Source organism: Nitrosomonas sp. Is35, from assembly GCF_033063295.1.
Lineage (GTDB): Bacteria > Pseudomonadota > Gammaproteobacteria > Burkholderiales > Nitrosomonadaceae > Nitrosomonas.
In genome coordinates this window covers 991,617-1,005,867 of record NZ_JAWJZH010000001.1, presented here as the reverse complement: position 1 = coordinate 1,005,867, position 14,251 = coordinate 991,617, and the positions used below count along the sequence as shown (strand labels likewise).

Annotated in this window: 15 protein-coding genes; 10 read left to right on the top strand and 5 right to left on the bottom strand. The window is 47.7% G+C overall.

The annotated features are described in order from the left end of the window. The first annotated feature begins 41 nt into the window (after nt 1-41). Nucleotides 42-449: a chemotaxis response regulator CheY gene (cheY, locus tag R2083_RS04515; protein WP_090318938.1), complete on the top strand. Its 408-nt coding sequence runs from the start codon at nt 42-44 to the stop codon at nt 447-449. Nucleotides 450-482: 33 nt separating this feature from the next. Next, nucleotides 483-1,244, top strand: a complete 762-nt coding sequence (cheZ, locus tag R2083_RS04510; RefSeq protein ID WP_317537674.1) for a protein phosphatase CheZ — start codon at nt 483-485, stop codon at nt 1,242-1,244. 145 nt (nt 1,245-1,389) lie between these two features. Here cheZ and dnaQ read toward each other — a convergent pair whose 3' ends face one another. Genes dnaQ through R2083_RS04495 form a run of 3 tightly spaced genes read right to left on the bottom strand, consistent with a single transcriptional unit; the run spans nt 1,390 to nt 3,377 of the window. After that, the gene (gene dnaQ, locus R2083_RS04505; RefSeq protein ID WP_317537673.1) at nt 1,390-2,127 is read right to left on the bottom strand and encodes a DNA polymerase III subunit epsilon; all 738 of its coding nucleotides are present in this window, start codon (nt 2,125-2,127) and stop codon (nt 1,390-1,392) included. A gap of 15 nt (nt 2,128-2,142) precedes the next feature. After that, entirely contained in the window at nt 2,143-2,607 is a 465-nt protein-coding gene (rnhA, locus tag R2083_RS04500; RefSeq protein ID WP_132428045.1) for a ribonuclease HI, read from the bottom strand. After that, nucleotides 2,607-3,377 (bottom strand): class I SAM-dependent methyltransferase, encoded by a 771-nt coding sequence (locus R2083_RS04495; RefSeq protein WP_317537672.1) that lies wholly within the window; start codon nt 3,375-3,377, stop codon nt 2,607-2,609. Before R2083_RS04495 ends, rnhA begins: the two co-directional genes overlap by 1 nt. An 83-nt stretch (nt 3,378-3,460) precedes the next feature. Here R2083_RS04495 and gloB point away from each other — a divergent pair, with 83 nt between their 5' ends. Further along, the gene (gene gloB / locus R2083_RS04490; RefSeq protein ID WP_317537671.1) at nt 3,461-4,234 is read left to right on the top strand and encodes a hydroxyacylglutathione hydrolase; all 774 of its coding nucleotides are present in this window, start codon (nt 3,461-3,463) and stop codon (nt 4,232-4,234) included. A 113-nt stretch (nt 4,235-4,347) separates the two neighbouring features. Here the strand turns inward: gloB and R2083_RS04485 are convergent, their stop codons facing one another. Then, nucleotides 4,348-4,944 (bottom strand): cytochrome P460 family protein, encoded by a 597-nt coding sequence (locus R2083_RS04485; protein ID WP_317530270.1) that lies wholly within the window; start codon nt 4,942-4,944, stop codon nt 4,348-4,350. A gap of 303 nt (nt 4,945-5,247) precedes the next feature. Between R2083_RS04485 and R2083_RS04480 the strand changes: the two genes are divergently transcribed. Continuing rightward, complete coding sequence (locus tag R2083_RS04480) at nt 5,248-5,946, top strand: SDR family oxidoreductase (RefSeq protein WP_317537670.1); 699 nt, start codon at nt 5,248-5,250, stop codon at nt 5,944-5,946. A gap of 159 nt (nt 5,947-6,105) precedes the next feature. Here the strand turns inward: R2083_RS04480 and R2083_RS04475 are convergent, their stop codons facing one another. Then, nucleotides 6,106-6,903, bottom strand: coding sequence for a glutathione S-transferase family protein (locus R2083_RS04475; RefSeq protein WP_317530268.1), 798 nt, complete (start codon nt 6,901-6,903; stop codon nt 6,106-6,108). Between the two features lie 236 nt (nt 6,904-7,139). On the opposite strand from R2083_RS04475, the gene R2083_RS04470 reads away from it, so the two are divergent. The 6 genes from R2083_RS04470 to R2083_RS04445 all read left to right on the top strand — a co-directional run bounded on the left by R2083_RS04470 (nt 7,140) and on the right by R2083_RS04445 (nt 14,235). Continuing rightward, nucleotides 7,140-8,048: a LysR family transcriptional regulator gene (locus R2083_RS04470; RefSeq protein ID WP_317530267.1), complete on the top strand. Its 909-nt coding sequence runs from the start codon at nt 7,140-7,142 to the stop codon at nt 8,046-8,048. Nucleotides 8,049-8,217: 169 nt separating this feature from the next. Continuing rightward, nucleotides 8,218-9,876 (top strand): glutamate--cysteine ligase, encoded by a 1,659-nt coding sequence (gene gshA, locus R2083_RS04465; RefSeq protein WP_317537669.1) that lies wholly within the window; start codon nt 8,218-8,220, stop codon nt 9,874-9,876. Nucleotides 9,877-9,969: 93 nt separating this feature from the next. Continuing rightward, nucleotides 9,970-10,968, top strand: a complete 999-nt coding sequence (gshB, locus tag R2083_RS04460) for a glutathione synthase (protein ID WP_317537668.1) — start codon at nt 9,970-9,972, stop codon at nt 10,966-10,968. Continuing rightward, nucleotides 10,965-11,888 (top strand): ABC transporter ATP-binding protein, encoded by a 924-nt coding sequence (locus R2083_RS04455; protein WP_317537667.1) that lies wholly within the window; start codon nt 10,965-10,967, stop codon nt 11,886-11,888. The genes gshB and R2083_RS04455 overlap by 4 nt, the downstream gene beginning before the upstream one ends. Continuing rightward, the gene (locus R2083_RS04450) at nt 11,885-12,640 is read left to right on the top strand and encodes an ABC transporter permease (protein ID WP_317537666.1); all 756 of its coding nucleotides are present in this window, start codon (nt 11,885-11,887) and stop codon (nt 12,638-12,640) included. Before R2083_RS04455 ends, R2083_RS04450 begins: the two co-directional genes overlap by 4 nt. A 329-nt stretch (nt 12,641-12,969) precedes the next feature. Beyond that, nucleotides 12,970-14,235, top strand: a complete 1,266-nt coding sequence (locus R2083_RS04445; RefSeq protein ID WP_317537665.1) for a M10 family metallopeptidase C-terminal domain-containing protein — start codon at nt 12,970-12,972, stop codon at nt 14,233-14,235. Nucleotides 14,236-14,251 lie beyond the last annotated feature (16 nt).

Sequence of the window (14,251 nt, the reverse complement as noted above, 5' to 3'; positions counted from 1 at the left end):
TTCTGGTAGTACATAAAATATTGTTATTTACGGAGAAGAGAATGCCTGACAAAAATTTAAAATTCTTAGTAGTGGATGATTTTTCTACCATGCGTAGAATCGTTCGCAATCTTTTAAAAGAACTAGGATTTGTCAATGTCGATGAGGCTGAAGATGGTGCGGTAGCTTTACGCAAGCTACAAGATGGCAATTTTGATTTTATTGTATCCGATTGGAACATGCCCAATATGGATGGGTTAACCATGCTTCAGAATGTACGTGCCAATGAAGCATTAAAAAATATCCCTGTACTCATGGTCACCGCTGAAGCGAAAAAAGAAAATATCGTTGCTGCAGCCCAAGCGGGAGCGAGCGGTTATATTGTGAAACCTTTCACTGCTGCTGTACTGGAAGAAAAATTGAATAAGATATTCCAGAACATGGAAGCCAAAATAGCTGTAAAAGCATAGAATTTCTTTTCATAACAAACCGATGAGTTCAAAATGAATACAAAACGTCTTATGAAAGCTAAAACGGAAGATGCTTCCCAAGAAACAGTCAGCAGCAAACCCAATAAATCCATCAAATTAGCCGATACACCGCCAGATGAAATGGCTCAAAATATGGAAGTCAGCGAATCAATGACTACTAATAAAAAAGTGATTGATCAGATTGGACAATTAACCAGAAACTTACACGATAGTCTGCGTGAACTGGGATACGACAAGCGCCTTCAGGCAATTGCATCCGAAGTACCCGAAGCGCAAGATAAATTATCCTATATAGCGACCAAAACCGAGCAAGCAGCGGAACGGACACTGAATGCAACTGAAATTGCCATGCCAATTCAAGAGAAAATTTCCGCCGATGCTATACATTTATCTGAACAATGGAAACAAGCGTTCGAAACTCATCAAACCAACCCAGATACGGAAAAATTTAAATTATTGCTAATTGATACGCTGCAATATCTTGATAAAATTCCGGAACAAACTAGCGCCACCAATACGCAACTGATGGAAATCATGATGGCGCAAGATTTTCAGGATCTTACCGGTCAAGTAATCAAGAAAGTTACAAACATGGTGCAAAGTTTGGAGAAAGACCTGATAGATCTACTACTTGCAAACGTTCCAGCCAAGAAAAATATTATCGTTGCTGATGAAGGACTCCTGAACGGTCCGGTCACAAATCCCGAAAAACGCAATGATGTGGTATGCAATCAAGATCAGGTTGATGATCTACTCGCCAGTCTTGGGTTCTAGTTGCGGCTCGCCTCATCATTCACTGCAATTCTCACCTCTCTTTAACGCTACTTATTTGACTAGAGTTTTGCCCGGCATCACCGGCAAAACTCTACTGTTCTCTAATCGAACGTTTTGACAACCCCCCGCAGGTTAGCTATCAAATTTAATGCCTCGTCCCGATTGATTCCGTATCACTGGCATTTGCGCTTTCGAGCTTTCTCCACAGGCATTTATTGTTGCTCTCGTGCGCGATCTTTTCTAATACCATCGCATGCTGCGCCAATTCCTCAGCCGTTGCTTCGATAATTCTCAAATTCAAACTATCCAGATTTTCAACGGCGTACTGAGCGATCTCGGTATATTCCAGGTCGATCAGTAAACTTTCCTGGCCGCGCGTCATGGCCAGATAAACTTCGGCCAATAGCTCCGCATCCAATAATGCACCGTGCAGCGTGCGCTTTGAGTTATCAATGCTATAGCGCTCGCATAGCGCATCGAGGTTATTACGTTTACCCGGATGAAATTCCTTCGCGAGTTTCAAAGTATCCGTTATCGCAGCACAATACTTGTCCAGTGTTTTTAAATTGATCAAACTCAATTCATGATTGAGAAATCCGACATCGAACGGTGCGTTATGGATAATCAGTTCAGCATCGTTGATAAAATTTAGAAACTCCTTGGAGATGTCATGGAATCTCGGCTTATCCTGAAGGAATTCCGTTGTTAATCCATGCACTTGCAACGCTCCTTCATCACTTTCACGATCCGGATTAAGATAATAGTGAAAGTGGTTACCCGTAAGCTGCCTGTTCCATAACTCCACCGCCGCTACTTCAACAAGACGATGACCGAGCTTATGCTCCAACCCGGTCGTTTCGGTATCCAGTACAATTTGGCGCATATCAGATCCTTGAATTTATTGTACCTCTCCGGAAGTTATCATTTCCACGCCACGATTGGCCAGTTGATCGGCGCGCTCATTCTCCACATGCCCAGAATGCCCACGCACCCAACACCATTCAATCTCATGGTGTTGCGCTAACTCGTCCAACAGTCTCCATAAATCTTCATTCTTTACGGGTTTTTTGTTCGCGGTTCGCCAATTCCGTGCTTTCCACGCATCGAGCCATTCGCTGATGCCTTTCTGAACGTATTGCGAATCGGTATGAAGGTGCACTTTGCAAGGACGCTTGAGTGACTCCAAAGCGCGTATGGCCGCGAGTAATTCCATGCGATTGTTGGTGGTTAATTGCTCTCCGCCGAAAATCTCACGCTCATGACCGGCATAGCGCAGCAAAGCACCCCATCCCCCAACGCCCGGGTTTCCTTTGCAAGCGCCATCCGTATAAATCTCAACCACTTTAGCATCCGCTGTGCTCATTATCGACGTAACTCATCAGTCTGATTCAGCTTTTCCGCTGACTTCTCTTCAAGCGAAGCTTCGTTTACTCTTTGCGCGACCGGCACCATTTTTTTCCGGGCATCGAGACAGCTCTTCCAATTCGGCTTGATAATCCGCATACCGTGCATATGCTTAATCGCATGCAAAAAATACACTCCCCCGGAAATCGGCCACCAGCGATCCCCTGCCGCTTCCATAAAACTGAGCCGTTTGCGCCACTTTTCTTGCTTAAAGGGTGGTGTATAGCAGCATAACCGGCCGCCAGCCATTTCAAAATCCAATAACTTCAACCAATCTTTAAGCCGTGATAACGCAATAAATTGACCGTTCCAGGGAAATTCCCGCCGGGTCGACCGCAAGTAATGGCACATCCCCCATAAACTGAACGGATTAAAACCGGATATCACGACATGACCTTCCGGTATCAAAACTCGATGCACTTCGCGTAAAATTTGGTGCGGATTGGCATTAAACTCAAGCGCATGTGGCAGAATGACAAGATCCACACTGTTGCTCTGAATCGGCAGAAAACCCGGCGCGGCACGTAAGGATGCTCCAGTCTCGAGTCCGACGGAAAAATGAAAAGGCATTCTATTCAAACGCAGAAAATTAAATTGCGGCCAGCCGATTTGCACGGCATTGTAGCCAAAAATATTCGCCACAACCTGATCAAAGTAGCACTGCTCATGTTCGATCAGATATTGACCAAGCGAGGACTCGAACCATTGTTGAACATTTTGTGCAGTCATAATCAAAATTCTGCTTAAATTTATACTATTGGACTTATCTGATCAAAGCATCAGCCTCACCATTTGTAAGACAGGGAAATTTCATGCTGAACATTCATCCGGTACCTGCATTTAGAGACAATTACATCTGGGTCATTCACAATCGGGATTATGCCGTGGTAATCGATCCGGGTATAGCGTTTCCCGTTATAGATTATTTGCAAACGGAAAAATTGCAATTATGCGCGATTCTTATCACCCATCATCATAGCGATCATACCGGAGGTATTGCCGAGCTACAGAAACTATCCACTGTGCCAGTATACGGACCTTGCAATGAAACCATCGCGGCAGTTACCCATCCGGTCCGGGAAAACGATCAGATCGATGTGCCACAACTGCCGCTGCGTCTTACCGTCATGGATATTCCCGGGCATACCCGCGGCCATATCGCTTATTATGGAACCGATCCATTTGCTCTGGTGTTTTGCGGCGATACGCTCTTTTCTTGCGGCTGCGGGCGGATATTCGAAGGAAGCACGCAGCAAATGTACCAATCCTTGCAGAAGCTCGCTCAGTTACCCGAAGATACCCATATTTATTGCACCCATGAATATACGCTCAGTAATATCCGTTTTGCTCGAACAGTCGATCCGGAAAACCGGAAGCTCATCGAACTGGAAATCACCGCGCAACAATTGCGCCAGCAAAATATCCCAACGCTTCCCACGCCACTATTTCTCGAAAAAGCCGTGAATCCTTTCTTGCGCTGCGATCAGCAAGCACTCATCGAAAGCGCGCAGCAGCACGCTGCAATACCGCTCCCGGATCCACTCAGCGTTTTCTCGGTATTGCGAGAATGGAAAAATAACTTCTAAAAATATACCCCATAACGATGTTCAAATAAAAAGGCAATTTGATTCATATTCACTACAAATCAAATTGCCTCGTTTAAAAGCTTGTGATGGCTAATGTCGCGCCATCGGCTTCATTATTTTTTAGGCTTGGCAGCGCGTAATACGGGGTAGTATTGAGTAAATACCATGTCTTGCGCGGCATTATCTTTATGGCAAGCTGCGCAAGCTTCATCAGCTTGTATTGCGCCTTCCTTAGCTTCATATGATTCAAAACCGAAGAATGCCCAGTTACCCGGTCTGTTCGGGAAACGTTTGGAGTCTTTCACCATCGCAGCGATTCCATTGAATTCTCCCGCGAAATAACCATTTCCACTCGGTGCTGATTTTGATCCTACGCTCACGAGTTCTTTGACAATAACCGTTCCATCACGGAATTCACCGGTCTTTTTCCAATGATTCCAGCTAGTTGGATCGATGTATACATTGTGAAATTCAGGGAACGCGGCTTTGCCGTCGTTCAATTCATTCGGTGTGACCGGTGCGCCGACAAAAACCCATTCACGGTACCCTCTAGGCGTCAGCAATACATTATCTTTATTAAAGGCACCAAAATTATGGTCTTTTCCGTGTGCATGATGATGCGTATCGGAAGCAATTACTGGACTTGCCAGTGCAATGGATAACAGTAATGGTGCAATACCACCTAATAACGTCTTTTTAAACTGTAACATAATAAGCCCTTAAAATAGTTAAAGAAAGACAAAAAAACAGCAATAATCCATGCTGCTTTCTTTATGGTAGTCAGACATACTATCTTCGTCAAGTGAATATGTAGTCTTAATAATCACCTACATAGCACAATGTTTTTCACGTCATTGATCACGCTCCATTAACCATCCGGGAAAGTGCTATCATGAATTGGAACCCACTTAACACAATTGGAGATTGATAAGATCATGATTAACATTAACTCTGTCACATTCAACCGGCACATTTCAGCAACCCTATTCCTGCAATAAATACGCGAGAGAAAAATGAGAACAATGTTGATTACCGGCGCGAACCGGGGTATCGGTCTGGAGTTTGTGCGGCAATATGCCGCAGATGGCTGGCGGGTAGTTGCTTGCTGCCGCAAACCGGCAACCGCCGAAGCGCTCAATCGTCTCGCCGCACAATACCCGGATCAAACCACCGTGCATGCGCTGGATGTCACCGATCACGCGCAGATTGATCAATTGGCTCAAACATTATCCCAGCAGCCGATTGACCTGCTTATCAACAATGCCGGCGTTTATCCCCCCGCGCACGGTGATGCTCTGGGCGAAACAGACTATGCCGCCTGGCAGCATGCCTTCGCGGTCAACACCATGGCGCCGCTGAAAATAACCGAAGCCTTTATCCGGCAGATCGCACGCAGCGAACTCAAAACCATTGTCACCATCACCAGCAAAATGGGCAGCATCGCCGACAACCGCGGCGGCGGGAGCTATATCTACCGCTCCAGCAAAGCGGGTGTCAACATCGTCATGAAAAGCCTGTCGATCGACTTGAATCCCCAAAAAATCATCGCCGTCCTGCTCCACCCCGGCTGGGTTAAAACCGATATGGGCGGCCCCGGCGCATTGATCACCGCCGAACAAAGCGTCGCCGGCATGCGCCGCGTGATTTCCAACCTTACACTGCAAGATTCCGGGAAGTTTTATGCGTTCGATGGTCAGATTGTGCCTTGGTAATCTGATCTTAAGTAACAGCACAAGAGAATGAAGAAGAAGTGCTTAGTAATTTTCTGATCGATAAGACCCCAAACTAGACACATTCGTGTATTGGAGCTGCCCCCCTTTGAACGGACACATTATGATCTGTTTAAAGGGGGCAACTCCAACTCCAGTGAATTAGACTTCACGTCCGAGTAGTCCTTCAAGAACTCGTTTGTCGATATGCTTGTCAAGGTAGGCCGCACCAAATCCACCGTAGAGTTCCTTCTTCGTAACCTCCAGCTCCAATTCTTTGGCCGCTAGTATTTCTCGAGTAGAAGGACGTTCACACATAGCATCGTAAAACTTCTGCAATACTGGATCGTCTCGAAATAGATGCATTTCGGGTATTTCGAACAATTCAGAAAACATTTGGCTAAGCTCGAGTGTATAGAACAACTGAAAATCTGGCAGAAAAGGTTCTTTGCCAAGTAGGAACGGATCCATTTTCGAGCCATTAACTAGCCGGGATAGCCACAATTTGCTCAGTAAGACAGAAAAAAGATTATAAATATGGGCTTCTTTATCAACCTTGAGTTTCCAAGCTTTTGGAAAATATCCGCTGATAACGAACCAGTTGAAGAATGGGCCTGCTATGGAGAAAGTGATGAAGTCATTCTTGGCATCGACCTGTGCGCAGAGCAAAGGATCATCAATAGGGTAAAACTTTTGCACTTCTGGGTAGATTTTCGCGAGATAACGACAAATAGCGTGACTTTCCCCAATATCAACACCATTGACATCCCTAAGACTGGGAATTTTTCCAAGAGGGTTTCTTTCTAAGTGTTCTGGCGTGAGCGTGCTCCCTTGAAACGGAGACACTCGTTCATAGCGATAAGGTAGACCAGATTCCGAGAGGACGTGCGCAACCTGGCTCATATAAGGTGAGAGCCAGAATCCGTACAGCGTGCGTTCGACATTTGATTGTGTGGACATGGAAAATTCCTTTTGCAATGCAGTTTATTGTTAAGTAGGTATCTTTGTTAGGGGCATGGTGCTGATGTTTGCCGCCGGTAGTAGTGCCAAGGGTATTTACTTCTTCCTGTAGGGTAATCTCTTACTGAAGCAAAGTAATTAGCAAGCGGTCAGAGTATAGGTCAGCAGACGGATGGTCGTGTAGTATGTTAAATTGGTACTCAGTGTTCTATTTTTGAAACTATGGGTGGGTTTCTATGCAAGACCTGAATGACCTCTACTACTATGTCCAGGCCGTGGATCATGGCGGTTTTGCTCCGGCAGGCCGAGTGCTGGGCATGCCGAAGTCGAAGCTCAGCCGCCGCATCGCCAAGCTGGAAGAGCGCTTGGGTGTGCGCCTGATCCAGCGCTCAACACGTCACTTTGCGGTTACCGAGGCCGGACAGAACTATTACCTGCATTGCAAGGCGATGCTGGTGGAAGCCGAGGCGGCTCAGGAAGCAATAGACACACTAAAAAATGAGCCCCGCGGTGTAATCCGGATGACATGCCCCATCCCGCTGGTGAATGCTTATGTGGGAGGAATGCTGGCCGATTTCATGGTGTGCTACCCGCATGTCATGGTGCAGATGGAAACGACTAACCGTCGTGTCGATCTGGTCAGCGAGTCACTGGATGTTGCCCTTCGCGTGCGCCACCCACCATTGCAGGACAGTGATCTGGTTATGCGCATCCTGGCTGATCGAAGCCAATGTCTGGTGGCCAGCCCTATCCTTGTCCAACAGCTCGGTTTTCCTGCAACACCTGCTGCTTTGAGCAACTGGCCGAGTCTAAGCCTAGGAGGGATCCTGCAACAAACGCATAACTGGGTGCTGCATGGACCCGATGGCACACAAGCAACAATTCATCACACGCCACGCTTCGTGACAACGGACATGATTGCGCTTAGAGATGCTGCTGTGGCCGGTGTTGGCGTAGTAGAGCTGCCAGTGATTGCGGTACGAGACCAGCTGACGGCTGGTTTATTGGTCAGGCTGGTACCCGACTGGGCGCCACGCCGGGTAATCATTCATGCGGTGTTTCCGTCCCGTCGCGGTCTTCTGCCTTCCGTGCGGGCGTTAATTGATTTTCTCGCACAACGTTTCGAGACGCTGCATGACGACTAGGCAAACTTAAGAGCGCTCCGGAACTTGCCCAACGAATCGATCTCAGCGCGCCGCATCCAAATAGTTGCAAAAATAGGACACTGAGTACCAATTTAACATACTACACGCCCATCTATCTGCTGACCTATACTCTGACCACTTACCTATTGCAGGCAATGTCGGAGGACAAATGTCAAGACGATCATCTTGTAACAATCGCATTACAACCATCAACGAATCACTTCAACCCTTATTAATTCATGGCTTGAAAGGTATCGAAAAAGAAAGTCTCCGAATTAATCAGGAGGGATCAATATCATTGTTACCTCATCCGAGTCAGCTTGGAGCCGCGCTGACTCATCCGAATATAACAACTGATTTCTCTGAAGCATTACTTGAATTGATCACACCAGCATTATCAGATGGAACGGAAATGCTGAATTACTTGGCGGACTTGCATAAATATGTCTGTACAAATATCAATGACGAATTATTGCTGACGGCAAGTATGCCTGTTGGTGATTTGCGGGATCCGGCAATTCCCATTGCCGAGTATGGTCCATCCAATGTCGGGAGGATGAAGCACATCTACCGTCAGGGTTTAAGCTATCGTTACGGCCGTTGCATGCAGGTTATCGCCGGAATCCATTTCAACTACTCGCTTCCCGAGCCATTTTGGCCCCAATACCAGCATTTCATGAAGCATGCCAGCGATCTGCAATCGTTCACAACGCAGACATATATGAGAATGATCAGAAACTTGCAGCGTTATGGTTGGCTTATCTTGTATTTATTTGGTTCGTCCCCGGCAGTCGCCAAAAGCTTTGTCGAAAGCCGTCAGTCGGCGCATTCCCGCACCTTGGAAAAGTTCGATGAAACCTCCTATTACAAACCTTACGCGACCTCTTTGAGGATGAGCGAGATCGGCTATCTGAATCCAGTTCAATCGGTGTTTCATATTTCCTTTAATAGCATTGATGACTATATACGGGACTTGAGCAGGGCAACAACGATGTCTCATCTCGGATACGAGAAGATCGGAGCAAAGGTGGGCGACCAGTACCGGCAACTGAATACCCATTTCCTGCAAATCGAGAATGAGTATTACACTTCGGTGCGGCCGAAACAGCCGACGCGACCGAATGAGAGGCCGCTTCAAGCACTGGGAAATCGAGGGGTGCAATATATTGAAATACGCTCCGTGGATGTTGATATGTTTGAATCGACGGGCATTTCGATCGAAACAACGCGCTTTCTTGAAGCATTGAGTCTTTTCTGTCTATTCCAGCCCAATGCGGGGCATGACCTGAAGCTGCATGACGAGATCAGTAATAACGTATTGACAGTGGCCAATCGAGGCAGGGATCCGAAGCTGAAGCTACTGGACAACGGTCATGAAGTCCCACTGCGGCAGTGGGCGCTGATACTATGCGAGCAGATGCGAGAGATCTGTGAGATCCTGGATAACGGTAATGCCAATACACCCTATACCCGCGCATTGCTCCAGCAGATCGAAAAAATTCACCATCCCGAGTTGACGGCTTCAGCAAGGATGCTTTCAGCCATGCGTACGCAAAAGATGTCAGTTACCGAGCTGGCATTACAAAAATCCCATGAATACACTCGTTATTTCCGGAAGTCCGCGCTAGATGCTGCAATAAAGAGGAATTTTGATTTCCAGGTCAAGACATCGCTGGCGCAACAGAAACAGCTCGATGCAACGAATGAGATCCCTTTCGATAAATATCTGAGCAATTATTTCTCGCAAGACGTCTCAGCCAGCATCATCCATTCCCAGATCTTGCCTAAAAACTTGCCTGACCGGAAGATCGAAACTGCTGCGCAATGAATTCGTATACTTTATGCAAACAACTCAAGTACTTCCAAGGAATGGTCGTGCTAATGCCTACTCACCGCCGGTAACTGGATGACACTCTACTAAATGAAACTTGCCTTTATTCTCGACCAGCTGGATTCCATCAAAACTTATAAGGATTCGAGCTTTGCCATGATGCGTGAAGCGGGGACCCGCCATCATCAAATATTTACCCTGCAACAAGGCGACTTGGCATGGAAAGGCGCGCAAACCGTGGGGTTTGCGCGCGAATTGGAGTTAACCGGCAAGGATGGCGATGGACACCGCTGGTACTGGACAAAGGAGCCGGAGGAAATCCCGCTGCAGGAATTCGATGCTGTTTTGATGCGTAAGGACCCGCCATTTAACATGGAATATGTCTACACCACTTATCTGCTGGAATTGGCGGAAAGTCAGGGGGCACGTATCTTCAATAGTCCACGGGCGATACGCGATCATAATGAAAAACTTGCCATTGCCAAGTTTCCGCAATTTACCCCACCTACCCTGGTGACCCGGCAGGAAGCTCTGATTCGCGATTTTCTGAACGAACACCGCGACATTGTGCTCAAGCCGCTCGACGGCATGGGAGGAGCCAGCGTATTTCGCATTCACGGTGCCGATCACAACATGAGCGTAATCCTGGAAACCCTTACGCACTATGGCACACGCACAATCATGGCTCAGCGGTACATTCCCGATATCGCTCAGGGTGATAAACGCATCCTGCTGATCGCCGGAGAACCGGTGCCTTACTCGCTTGCACGCATTCCCAAGCCTGGCGAAACACGCGGCAATCTTAACGCAGGTGGGATAGGTGTTGCGCAGCAACTTACCCGGCGGGATCGCGAAATCGCTGAAGCGCTTGGTCCCGTGCTATACGATGCAGGATTGATGCTGGTGGGGCTGGATGTGATTGGTGATTATCTCACTGAGATAAATGTTACCAGTCCTACCTGCATGCAGGAGATTGCCGATCAGACTGGGTTCAACTCGGCGAAAATGCTGGTGAATGCGCTGGAAAGCCGTATCGCCGAGCGATACGCAACGGCCATTCCTTCGGTTGAAACGGAGTTTTCTTCATGACTACGGCAATCGAAGTCAGGCAGGTGCACAAGCATTTCGGTGCATTGCATGCCTTGAACAACATTGATCTCGAAATCAATACCGGCGAATTCTTTGCTTTGCTGGGTCCCAATGGAGCGGGAAAGACGACGCTGATCAATATCATCGCAGGTCTTACCCTTGCCAGCAGCGGCAGTGTCAGGGTAATGGGACATGATGTCATCGCCGAGTATCGTGAGGCACGTCGCATGCTAGGCGTGGTGCCGCAGGAGTTGGTATTTGATCCGTTCTTTACCGTTCGGGAAACGCTTATGTTTCAATCCGGCTATTTCGGCCTAAAGAAGAATAACAGCTGGATAGACGAGATAATCCACCATCTCGACCTTTCCGATAAGGCCGATACCAACATGCGTTCGTTGTCCGGCGGCATGAAGCGGCGTGTTTTGGTAGCTCAGGCATTGGTTCACAAACCCCCGGTAATCATTTTGGATGAACCCACCGCAGGTGTGGACGTGGAATTGCGCCAGTCCCTGTGGCGCTTCATTAAGCGATTAAACCACAACGGTCATACCATTGTGCTCACTACGCATTATCTCGAAGAAGCAGAGGCTTTATGCAACCGCGTGGCAATGCTCAAAAATGGCAGTATCATCGTGCTCGATAACGTCAGAAATCTCATCAGCAACATCGCTGGATACCGGATACGACTCCAGTTATCTCCTGATACCCTTCCGGTAGCTTTACAGCCATTGACGATCAGTCATGACCAAGGCTACTACGTTCTGGCAATCGAGGAATACTTCCAGCTTGAAAATGTGATGGCCGTATTACGCGCGACCCAGACCCAAGTCCTGGAACTACAGATATTGCAGCCAGATCTTGAGCAAGTGTTCGTAAAAATCATGCGTGGCGCAGAGAATCAGGAATTGGCATCGGTATGAATGGATTTCTTACACTACTCTATAAAGAACTGCTACGATTTTGGAAAGTCGGATTCCAGACCTTATTTGCTCCCATACTGTCTACCTTGCTCTATCTGCTGATTTTTTCTCACGTATTGGAAGAACAAGCGCGGGTATCTCCAAGTGTGACCTATACAGTTTTTCTGATTCCAGGACTGGTGATAATGGCTATGTTGCAGAATGCTTTCGCCAACTCCTCATCAAGCCTGATTCAATCGACGGTCTCGGGCAATCACATCTTCATGCTGTTATCGCCGCTTTCCTACCAGGAAATATTCACTGCTTATGTGCTGGCATCGGTAGTTCGTGGGCTGATTGTAGGGCTGGGTATTTACGTGGTGGCGGTGAGTTTTTTTGAACTTCCCCTGTACTCGTTCGCATGGGTATTCGCATTTGCCTTGATGGGCACTGCGTTACTGGGCGCCTTAGGCATCATTGCGGGAATCTGGGCGGAAAAATTTGAGCACCTTGCTGCGTTGCAAAACTTTGCCATCCTGCCACTGACATTTTTGTCGGGCGTTTTCTATACGATCTCCTCGTTACCTGCATTTTGGCGAGGATTATCGTATCTGAATCCGTTTTTCTACATGGTGGATGGATTTCGCTACGGTTTCTTTCGCTCCTCAGAAGTTTCACCATACCTCAGCCTTGGGATTCTGATGGTATGTTTCCTGGCAGTATCGTGGTGGACATTGCGAATGTTGAAAACAGGATACAAAATCCGAAAATGATCTTCTCGGCTACTTGGAGTTGTTCCATTTTGACGGACATTTTTTTCACTGAGCCGAGAGGACTTCGACCTGTGTGTGAGAATTGCAGTTTATCCTGATTTGATATGGAAGTAGGTCCATCGGATAAAATTTTTTTCATCAATGGCGTGCGTGTTTAAGAAACTGATCTGATAGCATAGCTAGCTCAAGTAGTTGTTGGGTTCGGTATTAAAACCTCAAATTAGAACAAGAAAGTTATGATGTTATTGCGATTGCTCTGTTTTTCATCGCTATATAATCCGCAAACCAAGAATTAATTGCCTATCTGTACATTTTGCAAGGAGAAAAGTATGCCGAGTATTACGGACGATTATCGTATTGACGCTGTACTGGCGGGCAGTGACATCCGCTGGGATGCGGGACCCAGCGGAACCGTGGCGTTGACGTACAGCTTCATGTCGGCGTTACCGGTATATGCAAATCCGGCTCACGATGGCAACGGTTTCAGCGTAATGACCAGCGATCAGAAAACCGCCGTGCGGGAAATCCTGGCTACACTGTCGTCGCAATTCAACATCACATTCACCGAGGTGTCTGATTCCGCGTCATCGTACGGCCAGCTTCGTTTCGGCAATAATTCCCAGGCAGCGACAGCCGGTTATGCCTATTATCCGGAAAAATTAACCGGCGATACCGCGGGCGATCTGTACATCAACAATGTCGCCGCGGTATCGCAAACAACCCACGTGGTACAGGGTACGAATGCCTATTCGACTTTGATTCACGAAATCGGCCATACGCTTGGATTGAAGCATCCGGGCGATTACAACGCAGCGGATCCTGGATCATCGAATCCCAATGACGGACCGTTCTTGACCGGCGTGGAGGATTCGGAACTATTCAGCATCATGTCGTACACCCAGCAAAGCCAAGGACTCGAGCGGATCAATCTGGCACCGTATGATTATGCAGCGCTGGCTTATCTTTATAATACCAAGCCGGTTCATACCGGCGATGACACCTACACATTCACGACAGATAGCGGCCATGTCGTGCAAACCATCTACGATGACGGCGGCACCGACACGCTCGATGCATCCGGTTTGACGACAGCGGTCACGCTCAATCTCAATCCCGCCGCGCCCGGCACGCTCAGTTCGGTCGGTCTTATCCCGGCAGGTCTTGCTGCGATTGATAATTTGTCACTCGGATTAAATGCAGTGATCGAAAACGCCATCGGCGGCTCCGGTAACGATAAGCTGACCGGAAATAGCGCCAATAATACGTTGATCGGGAATAACGGCAACGACACGCTGATCGGGCGATTAGGCAGCGATAGCATGACCGGTGGTGAAGGTTCCGATATCTTCGGGCTATCCAGTGTCGGTTTCTATACGTTTCAGGATTTCGTTCCGGGCGTGGATAAAGTGGCGTTCGATACCGGACTGGGGGTTGCAGACTATACGCAACTATCACCGTATATCACCAGCATCGATGCACAGGGCGATGACATCGTGGTGCACTTTGTCAGCGACATTGCCAGCATCACGTTTGTCGGGGTGCTGCAGCAATCGACATCGCTTTCAGTCAGCGATGTGGTGTTTCAGGCTTTGTAATTGAATAAACACGCAA